This is a genomic window from Streptomyces pactum (genome assembly GCF_002005225.1).
Taxonomy (GTDB): Bacteria; Actinomycetota; Actinomycetes; order Streptomycetales; family Streptomycetaceae; genus Streptomyces; species Streptomyces pactum_A.
The window spans coordinates 2,861,038-2,878,708 of the sequence record NZ_CP019724.1 but is presented as its reverse complement, the minus strand read 5'-3'; the positions used below and the strand labels follow the sequence as shown (position 1 = coordinate 2,878,708).

Genomic DNA, 17,671 nt, shown 5'->3' with positions numbered 1-17,671 from the left:
CGAAACGCGTGAGGGCGGGTCCGCGGCTTCTCGCAGGCTATGCACGCCCAGCCCCTAGACCCGCCCCCTAAGGGGCCCCACTCGCCGTGCCGCCGGTGGCAAACCCGACGGGACGGCGAGCGGGGCCGCCGCGTCACTGTGACGTCGTGCTCCTGGCCATCGCGAGGAGCGCCGCCACGTCCATGGACTTGATCTCCTCGCTGCGGTCGGCCGCCTCGGACCCGGCCGTCGGGCCGTCACCCGACAGGGCGAGCAGCGTGTCGAGGAGGCCGTGCTCCCGCAGCCGGTCCAGCGGAATGGACGACAGAGCGCGCCGCACGGCTGCTTCCCGGTCGGCCTCGGGCGTCCCGCCCGCCTGCGTCGCACCGTCCGGGCACAGCTTGCCCACCAGCAGGGTCACCAACTCGCCCAGCGTCGGGTAGTCGAAGACCAGGCTGACGGGCAGGCGCAGGCCGGTGACGGCGTTGAGCTGGTTGCGCAACTCCACGGCGGTGAGCGAGGTGAACCCGAGGTCGCGGAAGGGCCGGTCGGTCTCGATCCGGTCCGCGAAGGCGTGTCCCAGCACGGCGGCGATCAGGTCGCGTACGAGCGCCAGCACGGCGTCCCGCCGCTCAGCGGGCCCCATCTCCGCGAGGCGCCGCCGCAACCGGGCCCCCGCGTCCTGGCTCCCGTCCTGCGCCGACCGTCGGCCCGGCACGCGGAACAGCCCCCGCAACACCGGCGGCAGGGAACCGGCCGAGGCCTGGGCCCGCAGCGCGGCGCCGTTCAGCCGTGCCGGGAACAGCACCGGCTCGGCGCTGTGCCAGCCGAGGTCGAACAGCTCCAGGCCCTCCGCGGAGGGCAGCGCGGACACCCCGCGCATGGGCGTGCCCGCCGAAGCCGCCTCGGTGAGACCGCCGCCCATGCCGCGCTCGGCCTCCCACAGCCCCCAGGCGAGCGACGTGGCCGCCAGCCCGCGTCCGCGCCGGTGCCGGGCGAGTGCGTCGAGGAACGTGTTGGCCGCCGCGTAGTTGCCCTGACCGGTGCCGCCGAGGGTGCCCGCGATCGAGGAGAACAGCACGAAGGCGGACAGGTCCAGGCCGGCCGTCAGCTCGTGCAGATGCATCGCCGCGTCCACCTTGGGACGGAAGACCCGGTCGATCAGTTCGGGGGTCAGCGCGGCCAGCAGCGCGTTCTCGGCGGTACCGGCGCAGTGCACCACGGCGGTCAGCGGATGCTCGGCGGGAATCCGGCCGAGCGCCTCCGCCAGCGCCTCACGGTCCGCCGCGTCGCACGCCACCAGTGTCGCCGTCGCGCCCAGCTCACCGAGCCGGGCGAGCAGTTCGTCCGCGCCGTCCGCGTCCGGGCCCCGCCTGCTGAGCAGCAGCAGGTGCCGTACGCCGTGCCGCTCGGCCAGCCGCGCGGCGACGAGTGCGCCGAGGCCCCCGGTCGCCCCCGTCACCAGCACCGTGCCCGTCGGGTCGAGCGCGTCGAGTCCCGCGCCGGGCACGTCCCCGGGCGTTTCGGCCACCGGGGTCCGGGCGAGCCGCGGCACCAGCCCGGCACCCTGGCGCAGGGCGATCTCTGCCTCCCCGGACGCGACCGCGCCCGGCACCGCCCGCACGGACTCGGGGTCGTCGTCGAGGTCCAGCAGCACGAACCGGCCCGGGTTCTCCGACTGGATCGAGCGCACCAGTCCCCACAGCGCGGCGGAACCGAGCCCGGTCACCGGATCCTCGGGCGAGGTGCCCACGGCGTGAGAGGTGGCCACCACCAGCGGCACCGTCGCGAGCCGCTCGTCGAGGTCCTCGGAGACCCACGCGCGTGCCGCCGCCAGCACCGCACCGGCGCGTTCCCGGGCGAGGTCCGCGGGGCCCCGGCCGTCCGGGTCACCGGCCGTCAGATCCAGGACGACGAACGACGGCCGCCGACCGCCCGCTTCCGGGGACGCGGTCAGGGACGCGGTCAGCTCGGCCGCCCCGGCGTGGTGCTCCACACCGCCTTCGGAGCCCGCCCATCGCGCCGCCCGCTCCGGGTCCGCGCCCAGGACCGCCCAAGGGGCGGCGTCGGGCACGGGCAGCGGGACGGGCGTCCACTCCATGCCGAACAGCGAGGGACGGGTGGCGGACCGCCCGGTGTCCGGGCCGCCGGTGCCGACCGGCCGCAGCAGCAGCGAACCGACCGTGGCCACCGGCGCGCCGGTGCCGTCCACGGCGTGCAGGGCCACGGCGTTCTCCCCGGCGGGGGAGAGGGTCACGTGCAGGGCGGTGGCCCCGGTGGCGTGCAGGGACACCGCGTTCCAGGCGAACGGGCGCAGCGGCTGTCCACCGGTGTCCAGCAGCTCGCCCAGACCCACCGCGTGCAGTGCCGCGTCCAGCAGCGCGGGGTGCAGGAGGTAGTCGCCCGCCTCCTCGTGCAGCTCCTGTGGCAGGCGAACCTCCGCGAAGACCTCCCGGCCGCGCGACCACGCGGCCCGCAGGCCGTGGAAGGCCGGCCCGTAGGCGAACGGACCGTCGCCCGACCGCTCGTACAGATCGTCCACGTCGAGGCGCTCCGCGCCGTGCGGCGGCCAGAGCGCGGAGGCCTCCTCGGGGGCGGGACCGACGGGGCGGAGCACGCCGGTGGCGTGCCGGACCCAGGACCCGGCCGAGATGTCGTCGTCGCAGCGGGCGAAGAGTCCGATCTCGCGTCGCCCGGTCCCGTCCGGGGCGCTCACGGTGAGCTGGAGGTCCAGGTCGCCGGTTTCGGGCAGCAGGAGCGGGGCCTGCATGGTCAGTTCCTCGACGTGCGGGCACTCGACGAGATCGCCCGCGGCCACCGCCAGCTCGACGAACGCGGTCCCCGGGAGGGGGACGGTGCCCATGACGCGGTGGTCGGCCAGCCAGGGGTGGTCGCGCAGCGAGAGGCGCCCGGTGAGGATCAGGCCGTCGGACTCCGCCGGCTCCACGGCGGCCCCGAGCAGCGGATGCCCGGGGGAGCGCAGACCGGCGGCGGTCACGTCACCGGAGCCGGAGGCAGGCGGGCGCAGCCAGTACCGCTCCCGCTGGAAGGCGTAGGTGGGCAGGTCCACGGGACGCGCGTCGGTGCCGCGGAAGAGCCTCGTCCAGTCGACGGGTGCGCCGGCCGCGTACGCCTCGGCCAGCGACGCCAGCAGCCGGTCGGCGCCCGCGTCGTCGCGGCGCACGGAGCCGGAGACGTGGGCCGCGACTCCCATGCCGTCGATGACCTCCTGCACGGCCATGACCACCACGGGGTGCGGGCTGATCTCCAGCAGGGTGCGGTTCCCCTCGTCGACGGCGGTGCGCACGGCGGCCTCGAAGGCGACCGTCTCCCGCATGTTCCGCAGCCAGTAGGCCGCGTCGACCCCGGCGGTGTCGGCCTGCTCGCCCGTCACCGTGGAATAGAACGCCACCGACGAGGACTGCGGGCGTATCTCCGCCAGCTCCGCCAGCAGATCCTCGTTCAGCGCGTCCACCTGGGCGGAGTGGGAGGCGTAGTCCACCGCGATGCGACGGGCCCGCACCCCCTCCTCCTCGCACTGAGCCAGCAACGCCTCCAGCGCCTCGGTCTCACCCGAGACCACCACCGACGACGGACCGTTCACCGCCGCGACCCCCACCCGGCCCCCGAACCCGGCCAGCCGCTCCTCCACCTCCGCCACCGGCAACGCCACCGAACCCATACCGCCCCGGCCCGACAGCCTCTCCCGCACCAGCCGCGAACGCACCGCCACGACCCGCGCACCGTCCTGCAACGACAACCCGCCCGCCACACACGCGGCCGCCACCTCACCCTGCGAATGGCCCACCACCGCGGCCGGCTCCACCCCGAACGAACGCCACACCGCGGCCAGCGACACCATCACCGCCCACAACACCGGCTGCACCACATCCACCCGCGCCCACAACGGATCATCACCGTCACGGAAGACCACATCCCGCAACGACCAGTCCGTGAACGGAGCCAGCGCACGCTCACACGCCACCATCGACTCCGCGAACACCGGCGACGCGTCCCACAACTCACGCCCCATACCGACCCACTGCGAACCCTGACCCGGGAACACGAACACCACACCGCAGTCGGCGGCCCGCCCGGTGACCACTCCCGGCGCGTGCGTGCCCCCGGCGACCGCACGCACCCCCGCCAGCAACTCCTCCCGGCCGGCGCCCAGCACCACCGCACGCTGCTCGAACGCCGACCGCGTCCGCACCAGCGAGCACCCCACGTCCAGCCAGGACGCGTCGGGATCACGCTCCAGGTGCTCCACCAGCCGCGCCGCCTGCGCCCGCAGCGCCGCCTCCGTCCGGCCCGACAGCGCCCACGGCACCACCGGCGACGACACCGGCGCCACCCCGCTCTCCGCCTCCGGTTCCACCGGACCGGCCTGCGGCGCCTCCTCCAGAATCACGTGCGCGTTCGTGCCGCTGACTCCGAAGGAGGACACCGCGGCCCGGCGCGGACGGTCGGCCGGGGGCCAGGGCCGGTTCTCGGTCAGCAGCTCCACCGCGCCCGCGGACCAGTCCACGTGCGGCGTCGGCTCGTCCACGTGCAGCGTCTTCGGCATGACGCCGTGCCTGAGGGCCATGACCGTCTTGATCACGCCGCTGACTCCGGCGGCGTACTGCGTGTGGCCGATGTTCGACTTCACCGAGCCGAGGTACAGCGGCCGGTCGGCCGGGCGGTCCTGGCCGTAGGTCGCCAGCAGTGCCCGGGCCTCGATCGGGTCGCCCAGCTTGGTGCCCGTGCCGTGCGCCTCCACCAGATCGACGTCGGCGGTGGCCAGCCCGGCGTTGTCGAGGGTGCGCAGGATGAGCCGGCGCTGGGCGGGACCGCTGGGCGCGGTGAGGCCGTTGCTGGCACCGTCCTGGTTGATCCCGCTCTCCCGGAGCACGGCGAGCACCGGGCGACCGGCACGCAGGGCGTCGGAGAGCCGTTCCAGTACGAGGACGCCGACGCCCTCGCCCCAGCCGGTACCGTCCGCCGAGGCCGCGAACGCCTTGCACCGGCCGTCGGCGGCCAGGCCGCCCTGCCGGGAGAACTCGGGGAAGGCGCCGGGGGTCGCCAGCACCGACACGCCACCGGCCAGGGCCAGCGATATCTCGTCCTTGCGCAGGGCCTGCGTCGCCAGGTGCACGGAGACCAGCGAGGAGGAACAGGCGGTGTCCACCGTCACCGCGGGCCCCGTCAGCCCCAGCAGGTACGAGACCCGGCCCGACAGCACGCTGCTGGAGGTGCCGGTCAGCATGTAGCCGTCCAGGGCCTGCGGTGACGCGGCCAGCAGGCCGGCGAAATCGCCGCCCGTGCCCCCGAAGAACACCCCGGTGGCGCTGCCGCGCAGCGAGCGGGGGTCGACCTGGGAGCGCTCCAGCGCCTCCCACGAGGACTCCAGCAGCAGCCGCTGCTGGGGGTCGGTCGCGAGGGCCTCACGCGGCGAGATTCCGAAGAAGTCCCCGTCGAAGTCGCCCGCGCCCTCCAGGAACCCGCCCTCCAGGGTGGTGGAGGCGCCGGACTCCTGGGCGTCGGAGCGGTACAGCCGGTCCACGTCCCAGCCGCGGTCGGCGGGGAACCCCGCGATCGCGTCGTCCCCCTGCGCCACCATGCGCCACAGGTCCTCCGGTGTCCGCACCCCGCCCGGGAACCGGCAGGCCATGCCGACGACGGCGATCGGCTCGCGCGCCTTGTCCTCGACCTCGCGCAGCCGGTGCTGGAGGCCGCGCGCCTCGGCGACAGCCCGCTTGAGGTAGTCGCGGACCTTCTCCTCGTCGGACATTAGCTAGCAGCTCCTTGATGGTGTTCCCGGACGATCGGCGTCGGTCAGAGACCGAAACCCTTGTCAATCGCGTCGAAGAGGTCGTCGGTGGTGGCCGTGTCGAGGTCGTCGAGCCCGTCCCCGTCACCGGCCGCCGGTCCGCCCTCCGGGGTGCTCCACTTGGACACCAGGCCGCGCAGCCGCCGCAGGACGCGCTCGTGGTCGCCGTCGGCCGCCGCGATGTCCGCCAGCGTGGTCTCCAGCGCGTCCACCTCCGTCAGCGCCGCCTCGACGCCCGACAGCCCGGCCGGAGCGAGCTCCGTCAGCAACTGGCCGGCCAGCGCGGCCGGGGTCGGATGCTCGAACACGAGCGTGGCGGGCAGCCGCAGTCCGGTCGCCGCCCCGAGCCGGTTGCGGAACTCCACGGCGGTCAGCGAGTCGAAGCCCAGGTCCTTGAAGGACTGCTCCGCCGTGACGGCCTCCGCCGACGGATGGCCCAGCACGGTGGCCGCGTTCGACCGGACCAGCTCCAGCAGCCTGCGCCGCTGCTCCGCGGGGGCCAGCCCGGTCAGCCGGGTCCGCAACTCGGAGCCGTCGCCGCCGGACCGCACCACCCGCCGGACGGTGCCGCCCGCCAGGCCCCGGAACAGGTGCGGCACGCCATCCGCCCCACCGCGCAGGGCCGACGCGGTCAGCCGGGTGATCACCTGAAGCGGTACGTCCGCCCCGACGGCGAGGTCGAACAGGGCCAGGCCCTCCTCGTCGTCCAGCGGTCGCATGCCCGCCCGTTCCATGCGCCGGACGTCGTCGTCGTCGAGGTGGCCGGTCATGCCGCTGCGGGTGTTCCACAGGCCCCAGGCGAGTGAGGTGGCGGGTTGGCCGTGGGCGTGGCGGTGGTGGGCGAGGGCGTCGAGGTAGGTGTTGGCGGCGGCGTAGTTGGCCTGTCCCGCGGTGCCGAGTTGTCCGGCGGCGGAGGAGTAGAGGACGAAGGTGGTGACGGGGTGGTCGAGGGTGAGGTGGTGGAGGTGGGTGGCGGTGTCGATCTTGGGTCGGAGGACGGTGTGGAGTTGGGTGTCGGTGAGGTTGGTGGTGGTGGCGTCGTCGAGGGTGCCGGCGGTGTGGATGACGGTGGTGAGGGGGTGTTCTCGGGGGATGGTGGCGAGGAGGTTCGCCAGTTCGGCGGGGTCGGTGGTGTCGCAGGCGGTGAGGGTGATGTGGGCGCCGGCGCGGGTGAGTTCGTCGTGGAGTTGTCGGGCGCCGGGGGCGTCGGGTCCGCGTCGGCTGGTGAGGTGGAGGTGGGTGACGTGGTGGTGGTGGACGAGGTGGCGGGCGAGGAGGGCGCCGAGGGTGCCGGTGCCGCCGGTGATCAGGGCGGTACCGTTCGGATCGATCCCCCGCGGCACGGTCAGCACGGCCTTGCCGACCAGCTTGGCCTGGCTCAGGTCCCGCATCGCCTCCCGTGCCCGCCGCAGGTCGTAGACGGTGACCGGCGGCCGGCGCAGACCCCCTTCGCGGTACAGGTCCATCACCGCGACCAGCATCTCCTGGATCCGGTCCGGCCCGGCCTCCAGCAGGTCGTAGGCCTGGTAGCGCACGCCCGGGTGGCCGGCGGCGACCTGCTCCGGGTCTCGCTTGTCGGTCTTGCCCATCTCCAGGAACCGGCCGCCGCGCGGCAGCAGGCGCAGCCCCGCCTCGACGAACTCGCCGGCCAGGCAGTCCAGGACGACGTCCATGCCGCGCCCGCCGCTGGACTCCAGGAACTCCTGCTCGAACTCCAGGGTCCGCGAGTTGGCGATGTGCTTGTCGTCGAGCCCGTACTCCCGCAGCGTCTCCCACTTGCCGGGGCTGGCGGTGCCGAAGACCTCGGCTCCCAGCCGACGGGCCAGTTGGACGGCCGCGACCCCGACGCCGCCCGCCGCCGCGTGCACCAGCACCGATTCACCGGGCTGGACGCCCGCCAGGTCCACCAGCCCGTAGTACGCGGTGAGATGCGTGATCGGGACCGTCGCCGCCTGCTCGTAGGACCAGCCGTCCGGCATCGGCGTCAGGAACCGGCTGTCGCACACTGCCACCGGACCGAACGAGTCCGGGCACAGGCCCAGCACCCGGTCGCCCGCGGCCACGTTGGCCACCTGGGACCCCACCTCCAGGACGGTGCCGGCGACGTCGCCGCCGATGCCGTTCTGCCCCTCGACCATGCCGAGGGCGACGATGACGTCCCGGAAGTTCAGCCCGACCGCGTGCACGGCGATCCGTACCTGTCCGGGCCCGAGCGGGTCGAGGACCTCGGGGCAGGGCACCAGGGCCACGTTCTCGATCGTGCCCCGGCCGGTGCTCTCCAGCCGCCACGGGACCGGCCCCGGGGGCGGCAGCAGCGCCGGATGCGACGCGGTCCGCGCCAGCCGCGGCGCCGTGACCGCGCCCCCGCGGATCGCGACCCGGGGCTCGGCGGAGCGCAGCGCGGCCCCGAACGCGTCCCGGGACGCGTCGTGCCCGTCCAGGTCGACGAGGGCCAGGCGCCCGGGGTTCTCGGTCTGGGCCGAGGTCACCAGGCCCCAACAGGCCGCGTTGCCGAGATCGGTGACATCCTCACCGTCGCCCGCGGCCACCGCCCCGGAGGTCACCAGCACCAGGCGGGACCGGGCGAACCGGTCGTCGGCGAGCCAGTCGCGCAGCCACCCGAGCGTCTCCTGCGCCGCCGCGTGCGCGGCCGCCGCGGGATCGTCCGTCCCCCGGGGCGCCAGGCAGCGCACCACGAGGTCCGGAACCGGGCCGACGGCGGCCAGTTCCTCCGTACCGGACACCACCGGCACTCGCGCGTCCGGGCCCGCCAGACCGAACGGGTCGTCACCGACGAGCGCGTACGTCCCGGCCGGCCCACCGTCCTCGGTCCCGTCGGGCACGACGGACCAGTCGAGATGGAGCAGCGCCTCCCGTACGGCGGTGTCCGCGGGCCGGCCGAGGTCGGCGGGCCGGGTCACCAGGGCCCCCACCGACACCACCGGGTGTCCGGCCTCGTCGGTGAGCAGCACACCGAGCCGGTCCCCGGACGGGGTCAGCCGCACCCGGGCCGTGGTCGCGCCGGTCGCGTACAGGCGCACCCCCGTCCAGGAGAACGGCAGCCGCACCCCCGCGTCCGGATCCGCGGCGAACGCCATGGCGTGCAGGGCGGCGTCCAGCAGTGCCGGATGCACGCCGTAGCGCTCCGCCTCCTCCCGCTCGGACTCCGGCAGCCGGATCTCGGCGAACAGCTCCTCGCCGCGCCGCCACACCCCGTGCAGGCCCCGGAAGGCCGGCCCGTAGTGGTAGCCGCCCTCGGCGAGGACGTCGTAGACGCCGTCCGCCTCCACCGGCTCCGCCCCGGCCGGCGGCCAGGCCGGCTCCGGCGCGGGCTCCTCGTCCGCCTCCCGGCCCAGGACGCCGGACGCGTGCAGTACCCAGCCCGCCTCGCCGGTACGGGAGTGCACGGTGACCGTGGCCCGGTCCCCGTCGTCGTCCGGCGTGGCCCGGACCTGCACCGTCACCTCGTCCTGGGCGCCGGTGCCCAGCAGCAGCGGCGCGTGCAGGGTGAGTTCGTCCAGGTGCGGCCGGTCGAGCCGGTCGCCCGCCCTGATCGCCAGGTCCACGAAGGCGGTGCCCGGCAGCAGAACCGTGCCCGAGACGGCGTGGTCGAGCAGCCAGGGGTGGGTACGCCCGGACAGCCGGCCGGTGAACAGCACGCCCTCGCCGCCCGCCAGCGCCACGGACGCGCCCAGCAGCGGGTGGTCCGCCACCTCCAGGCCCGTCGTGGTCAGGTCGCCGGCGCCACGGCGGGACTCCAGCCAGAACCGCCGGCGTCGGAAGGCGTAGGTCGGCAGCTCCACCGGAGGCCGGGCGCCGGGCGGACCGAGCACCGGCGACCAGTCGACCTCGACGCCCAGCACGCCGAGTTCGGCGACCGAGGTACGCCAGCGCCGTGCGCCGCCGTCGTCCCTGCGCAGCGACCCCACCGCCACCGCGGCGCGGCCCGCCGCGTCGATGCTGTCCTGGAGCGAGGGCACCAGCACCGGGTGCGGACTGATCTCCGCGAAGACCGTGCAGCCCTCGTCCAGCGCGGCTCGGGTGGCCGCCTCGAACTCCACCGTGTGGCGCAGGTTCCGGTACCAGTACCCGGCGTCCAGCTCCGTCGTGTCCAACGGGGCACCGGTGAGCGTCGAGAAGAACGGGACGGACGCCGCGCGCGGCGTGATCCCCGCCAGCGCGGCGGCCAGGTCGGCCTCGATCGCCTCCACCTGGGCGGTGTGCGAGGCGTAGTCCACCGGGATGCGCCGGGCCCGGACACCGTTCTCGTCGCACCGGGCGAGCAGCGCGTCGAGCGCGTCGGGCTCACCCGCCACCACAGTGCTGGCCGGCCCGTTGACGGAGGCCACGGAGACCCGCCCGGGCCACCCGGCGGTCAGCTCCCGGGCCGCCGCCGCGGGCAGCGCCAGCGACACCATCCCGCCCCGCCCGGCCAGCACCGACCCGATCGCCCCGGCCCGCAGCGCGACCACCCGGGCCCCGTCGTCGAGGCTGAGGGCACCGCAGACACAGGCGGCGGCTATCTCGCCCTGCGAGTGACCGAGCACGGCGTCCGGTTCGACGCCGTAGGCACGCCACAGCGCGGCCAGTGACACCATCACCGCCCACAGCGCCGGCTGCACCACGTCCACCCGGTCCCACGGCGGCGTGTCCGCCTCCCGCCGCAGCACGGCGAGCAGCGACCAGTCGACGTGCGGGCTCAGCGCCCGCTCGCACTCCAGCATCCGCTCCCGGAAGACCGGCTCGCAGTCGAGCAGTTCCGCGGCCATGCCCGCCCACTGTGCTCCCTGACCGGGGAAGACGAAGACGACACGGTGCTCGCCGGGCACCGCACCCGTCACCACGCCGGGCGGCGGCACCGCGTCCGGCTCCTCGGCCAGGCGGGCCAGCCCGGCCGCCGTCGCCAGCAGTTCCTCCCGGTCGTCGCCCAGCACCACCGCCCGGTGGGCCAGTCGGGCCCTGCCCGCCAGGGCGGCGGCGACGTCCGCCGCGGACAGCTCCGGTCGCCGCGTGACATGGGTGACCAGGCGGTCGGCCTGGGCGTACAGCGCGTCGCGGCTGTGCGCGGAGAGCACCCACGGCAGCACTCCGCCCGGGACCGGCCCGGACGGTTCGGCCGGCTCGTCGGCCGGTGGCTGTTCGATGACGACGTGGGCGTTGGTGCCGCTGATACCGAACGAGGACACGGCGGCCCGGCGCGGACGGCCGTCCGCCGGCCACGGCCGCTCCTCGGCGAGCAGTTCCACCGTGCCCGTGGACCAGTCCACCTCGGGCGTCGGCTCGTCCACGTGGAGGGTCCTGGGCAGCACGCCGTGCCGCATCGCCATGACCATCTTGATGATGCCCGCCACACCGGCCGCCGCCTGTGTGTGCCCCATGTTGGACTTGACCGAGCCCAGCCACAGCGGGCGGTCGGCGGACCGCTCCCGGCCGTAGGTGGCGAGCAGGGCCTGCGCCTCGATGGGGTCGCCCAGCGTGGTGCCGGTGCCGTGCGCCTCCACCACGTCGACGTCCGCGGGTCCGAGCCGGGCGGACTCCAGGGCCTGCCGGATCACCCGCTGCTGCGAGGGACCGTTGGGTGCGGTCAGCCCGTTGGACGCGCCGTCCTGGTTGACCGCGCTGCCCCGCACCACGGCCAGTACCGGGTGGCCGTCTCGGCGCGCGTCGGACAGCCGCTCGACCAGCAGCAGGCCGGCGCCCTCGCCCCAGCCCGTGCCGTCCGCGCCCGCCGCGAAGGACCGGCAGCGGCCGTCGGGGGACAGCCCGCCCTGCCGGGACAGCTCCACGAACACCCCGGGGGTGGACATCACGGTCACACCACCGGCCAGCGCCAGGTCGCACTCCCCGGTACGCAGTGCCTGTACCGCCAGGTGCAGGGCCACCAGCGAGGAGGAGCAGGCCGTGTCGAGAGTGACCGCCGGCCCCTCCAGACCCAGCGTGAACGCGATACGGCCCGAGGCGACGCTGCCGGCCGAGCCGGTTCCGATGAGCCCTTCGACCTCCTCGGGCAGCCCGTCGCGGTCGGCGCCGTAATCGTGGTACATCATGCCGGTGAACACCCCGGTCCGGCTGCCGCGCAGCGCGCGCGGGTCCAGGCCGGCCCGCTCCAGTGCCTCCCAGGACGTCTCCAGCAGCAGCCGCTGCTGCGGGTCCATGGCCAGTGCCTCACGAGGCGAGATGCCGAAGAACTCCGGGTCGAAGTCGGCCGCGTCCAGCAGGAAGCCGCCCTGGCGCACGTACGAGGTGCCGGGCCTGGCCCCCTCCGGGTCGTAGAGCCGCTCCACGTCCCAGCCGCGGTCCTCGGGCATGCCGCAGACCGCGTCCCGGCCGGCCGCGACCAGGTCCCACAGGTCTTCCGGCGTGGCCACCCCGCCGGGGTAGCGGCACGCCATCCCGACGATGGCGACGGGTTCTTCGGACCGCTCCGCGGCCGGCCGCGGCACGTCAGGACCCGGCGCGTGACCGGTCAGCTCACCCAGCAGGAAGTCCGCCACCGCCGACGGCGTCGGATGGTCGAAGACCAGGGTGGCGGGCAGCCGCAGTCCCGTCGCCGCACCCACCGCGTTGCGCAGCTCGATGGCGGCCAGCGAGTCGAAGCCCAGCTCCCGGAAGGTCCGCCGCGCGTCCAGCGCGTCGGGCGTGGCATGACCCAGCGCGCTCGCCGCGCCGGCGCGGACCAGGTCCAGCAGGACACGCGTGCGCTCCTGCTCCGGCAGCTCCCGCAGCCTTTCCGCGAACGCCGAGCCCGTATCGGACGGCCCGCCGGCGGCGCCGGCCCGCCGGACCGGGGCCCGCACCAGACCCCGGAAGAGCGGAGGCAGCGTGCCCGCGGCGGCCTGGGCGCGCAACGCGCCGAGGGCCAGCGGCAACGGCGCGACGACCGGGGCGTCCAGCGCGACCGCCGTGTCGAACAGGGCCAGGCCCTGCTGCTCCGAGACACCCGGCATGCCCGCCTCGGCCAGTCGGCGCAGCGTCTGCTCGTCGTCGAGGTGGCCGGTCATGCCGCTGCGGGTGTTCCACAGGCCCCAGGCGAGTGAGGTGGCGGGTTGGCCGTGGGCGTGGCGGTGGTGGGCGAGGGCGTCGAGGTAGGTGTTGGCGGCGGCGTAGTTGGCCTGTCCCGCGGTGCCGAGTTGTCCGGCGGCGGAGGAGTAGAGGACGAAGGTGGTGACGGGGTGGTCGAGGGTGAGGTGGTGGAGGTGGGTGGCGGTGTCGATCTTGGGTCGGAGGACGGTGTGGAGTTGGGTGTCGGTGAGGTTGGTGGTGGTGGCGTCGTCGAGGGTGCCGGCGGTGTGGATGACGGTGGTGAGGGGGTGTTCTCGGGGGATGGTGGCGAGGAGGTTCGCCAGTTCGGTGGGGTCGGTGGTGTCGCAGGCGGTGAGGGTGATGTGGGCGCCGGCGCGGGTGAGTTCGTCGTGGAGTTGTCGGGCGCCGGGGGCGTCGGGTCCGCGTCGGCTGGTGAGGTGGAGGTGGGTGACGTGGTGGTGGTGGACGAGGTGGCGGGCGAGGAGGGCGCCGAGGGTGCCGGTGCCGCCGGTGATCAGGGCGGTACCGTTCGGATCGATCCCCCGGGCCGCCGCAGGTGTGCCCGTGGCCCGGGACAGCCTCGGCGCGAGGACCCGGCCCGCCCGCACGGCGACCCGCGGTTCGTCCGCGACCGCGCCGCGCAGTGCGGCCAGGGACTCGGGGGTGCCGTCGGTGTCCACGACGGCGATCCGGCCCGGATGCTCGGTGACGGCCGAGCCGAGCAGACCCCAGACGGCCGCCTGAGCCGGATCGGGGGCGGCGCCGTCCTCGGCGGCCACCGCGTTCCGCACCACCGTGACCAGCAGGGACGACTCGAACCGGTCGTCCGCGAGCCACGACTGCAGCAGCTCCAGCGCCCGCGTGGCGGCGTCGTGCGCGCCGCGCGCGTCGCAGGAGCCGTCGGACGGCCCGGACGCGGCGACGACGAACTCCGGAACCGGGGCGCCCGCGTCCACCGCGGCGCCCAGCCCGGCCAGGTCGTCGTACCGCTCCGCCCCGGCGAGGCCGGCGAGCGGTCCCGCGCCCAGCACGGCCCAGCGGCCCGCCTGTTCCACCGGATCCACCGGCACCCAGGAGGGCACCAGCAGCGCGCTCGCGGCGGTGTCCGGCGCGGTCGGCCGGTCGGCGGCCCGTACCACCAGTGAGTCCACCGTGGCCACCGGACGGCCGGTGGCGTCGGCGAACAGCAGCGCCAGCGTGTCCGGGCCGGTCGGGGTCAGCCGCACCCTCAACGCGGCCGCCCCCGCGGCGTACAGGGACACCCCGCGCCACGCGAACGGCAGCCTGCCCTGCCCGGCGCCGCCGAACTCGCCGCCCGCGAAGGCGGACGCGTGCAGCGCGGCGTCGGCGAGCGCCGGATGCAGCCCGAACTCCCCGGCGTCCCCGGCGGCCTCCTCGGGCAGCCGCACCTCGGCGTACACCTCGTCCCCGAGCCGCCACACCGCGCGCAGCCCCTGGAACACCGGGCCGTAGTGGAAACCGGCCGCGGCGAAACCGGCGTGCAGACCGGCGATGTCCACCGCCTCGGCACCCGCGGGTGGCCAGGCCGTCAGATCCCCGTCCGGTACGCCGCGGGCCGCGGCGAGGGTGCCTTGGGCGTGCCGCGTCCACACGTCCTCGGCGGACTGCTCGTGCTGCGCGTACAGGCCGAACTCGCGTTCGCCCGCCGATTTCTCGGTTCCCACCCAGAGCTGCACGCGCAGTCCGCCCTGTGCCGGCAGGACGAGCGGCAGCTCCAGGACGAGGTCGGCCACCCGGTCGAGCCCGAAGTGCCCGCCCGCCCACAGCGCCAGCTCGGCCACGGCGGTCCCGGGCAGCAGCGCGGTGCCGTCGATCGCGTGGTCCGCCAGCCACGGATGGCTCTCGACGGACAGCCGCCCCGTGAACAGCCGGCCCCCCTCGGCGGCCGGGACCAGCGTGGCTCCCAGCAGGGGGTGCCCGGCGGGCGCGAGTCCGGCCGCGGCCACGTCTCCCGGCCCGGGCACACCCCGCAGCCAGTACCGCGTGCCCTCGAAGGCGTACGTCGGCAGCGGCACCGGCCGCGTCGGGCGGGAGCCGAAGAACGCCGACCAGTCGACGCCCGCCCCGGCCGTGTGCGCGTGCGCCAGCAGGGCCGTCAGCGTGTGGACCTCCGAACGCCTGCGGCGCAGCGCCGGTACGGCGACGGCGGCCGCGGCCTCCTCCGACGCCAGGGTCTCCTCCACCATGGAGGTCAGGGCGGCGTCGGCGCCGAGTTCGAGAAAGACGCTCACACCCTCTGCGGCGAGGGTGCGCACCACTTCGTGGAAGACGACGGGCTCGCGCACCTGGCGCGCCCAGTAGGCCGGATCCGCCCAGTCGGCCGGGTCGAGCAGGGTGCCCGTCACGCTGGAGACCACGGGGATGGCCGGCTCACCGAACGACAGCCGTCCGGCCACCTGCCGCAGTTCCGCCACCACCGGCTCCATGAGCGGCGAGTGGAAGGCGTGGCTCACCGGGAGCCGGCGGGTCGCGCGTCCCATGCCGGTGAAGTGCGCCGCGATCGCGACGACCACGTCCTCGTCGCCCGACACCACCACCGAGCCGGGCCCGTTGACCGCCGCGATGCCGGCCACCGACTCGTGACCGGCGAGCTGGGGCAGCACCTCCTCGACGGTCGCCGCCACCGAGACCATCGCGCCGCCCTCGGGCAGCCGCTGCATCAGCCGGCCGCGCGCGGTGACCAGTTCGCACGCGTCGGAGAGGGACAGCATTCCCGACACGTGGGCGGCGGTGAGTTCGCCCACCGAGTGCCCGGCCAGCAGCCGCGGGCGCACGCCCCACTCGTCCAGCAGCCTGAACAGCGCCACTCCGAGCGCGAACGTCGCCGACTGGGTGTACAGCGTCCGGTCGAGCAGCCGTCCCTCGGCGCTGTCGGCGGCGGCGAACAGCAGCGGACGCAGCGGCCTGTCCAGCCTCGCGTCCAGTTCCTCGCACACGTCGTCCAGCGCGCTCGCGAACGAGGGGAACGCCGCGTACAACTCCTGGCCCATACCGGGCCGCTGCGCACCCTGTCCGGTGAACAGCACGGCGCCGCGCACCTCGTCCGCGATGCCGCTCACGAGCCCGGCGGGGCTGCCGCCGGCTGCCAGCTCGGCCAGCTTGTCCAGCAGGTCGGCGCGGTCCTCGGCCACCACCACGGCCCGGTGCCCGAAGGCGGTGCGGGTGGTCGCCAGCGCGCACGCCGCGTCGTCCAGCGCCAGTTCGGGCCGGTCCAGCAGGTGCGCGTGCAGCCGGGCGGCCTGCGCCGGCAGCGCCGCGGCCGTGGCCGCCGACAGCACCACCGGTACGACCGGCAGGCCCCGCGGCGCGGCGCCCGCGGTGCCCGCGGTGCCGTCCGGGCCGGTCTCGTCGGCGTCCTGGACCGGTTCCGGTTCCGGCTCCTCCAGTACGACGTGGGCGTTGGTGCCGCTGATCCCGAACGAGGACACCCCGGCTCGCCGGGGCCGGTCGGTGCGGGGCCACGGGTGGTTCTCGGCCAGCAGCTCCACCGCACCCGCCGACCAGTCCACCTCGGGCGTGGGACGGTCGATGTGCAGGGACCGCGGGACCTGTTCGTGCCGCATCGACAGGATCATCTTGATGATCCCGGCGGCGCCGGCGGCGGCCTGTGTGTGACCGATGTTGGACTTGACCGAGCCCAGCCGCAGCGGGCGGTCGGCGGGGCGGTCCCGGCCGTAGGTGGCGAGCAGGGCCTGCGCCTCGATGGGGTCGCCCAGGGTCGTGCCGGTGCCGTGCGCCTCCACCACGTCGACGTCCGCGGGTCCGAGCCGGGCGGACTCCAGGGCCTGGCGGATCACCCGCTGCTGCGAGGGGCCGTTGGGCGAGGTGAGACCGTTGGAGGCGCCGTCCTGGTTGACCGCGCTGCCCCGCACCACCGCCAGGACCTGGTGTCCCTTGCGCCGGGCGTCCGAGAGCCGTTCGACGACCAGCAGCGCGGAGCCCTCGCCCCAGCCGACGCCGTCCGCCGCGGCGGCGAACGACTTGCACCTGCCGTCGCGGGCCAGGCCGCGCTGCCGGGAGTTCTCCACGAACGTGGCCGGGGTGGACATGACCGTCGCACCGCCCGCCAGCGCCAGATCGCACTCCTCGTCGCGCAGTGCCTGCACCGCGAGATGCAGGGTGACCAGGGACGAGGAGCAGGCGGTGTCCAGGGTGACGGCCGGGCCTTCCAGGCCGAGGAAGTACGAGATCCGCCCCGAGGCCACGCTGGCGGCCGTGCCCGTACTCAGGTAGCCCTCGACCTCATCGGGCAGCGGGCCCGAACCGGTGGCGTAGTCGTGGTACATCAGGCCGGTGAACACACCGGTGCGCGAGCCGGCCAGGGAGCGCGGATCCAGCCCGGTGTTCTCCAGGGCCTCCCACGCGGTCTCAAGCAGCAACCGCTGCTGCGGGTCCATCGCCAGGGCCTCGCGCGGAGAGATCCCGAAGAACTCGGCGTCGAACTCGGTGGCGCCGGTGACGAACCCGCCCTCCATGGCGTACGAGGTGCCGGGGCGGTCCGGATCCGGGTCGTAGAGGGCGCCCAGGTCCCAACCGCGGTCGGTGGGCATGCCGGTGACGGCGTCCTCGCCGCGCACCATGAGGTCCCACAGCTCGTCGGGGGAGCCGACGCCACCGGGCAGCCGGCAGGCCATCCCGACGATGGCGACGGGTTCGGCGCCCTCGGCCTCGAGTTTCCTGATGCGCCGATGAGCCTGCCGCAGGTCGGCTGCCATCTTCTTGAGGTAATCAACAAGCTGCGCTTCGTTCGTCACCTGAACCCGCCCCAGAGATTGGCATACCGCGCCCTTCGGCGCCGAAGGTATGCGCTGATCGCCCCTAACCGCGTCCCCGCAG

At 75.1% G+C, this 17,671-nt stretch carries 2 protein-coding genes; both read right to left on the bottom strand.

Features of this window, described 5'->3' with window-relative positions; all coding sequences use genetic code 11:
- Nucleotides 1-133: 133 nt before the first annotated feature.
- A complete protein-coding gene (locus B1H29_RS11740; RefSeq protein WP_079160168.1) occupies nucleotides 134-5,752 on the bottom strand; it encodes a type I polyketide synthase in 5,619 nt (1,872 codons plus the stop codon).
- 44 nt (nucleotides 5,753-5,796) lie between these two features.
- Nucleotides 5,797-17,589 carry a type I polyketide synthase gene (locus B1H29_RS11735; protein ID WP_079160167.1) on the bottom strand — a complete coding sequence of 3,931 codons (11,793 nt, stop codon included), beginning with the start codon at nucleotides 17,587-17,589 and terminating at the stop codon, nucleotides 5,797-5,799.
- Between the last annotated feature and the right edge of the window lie 82 nt (nucleotides 17,590-17,671).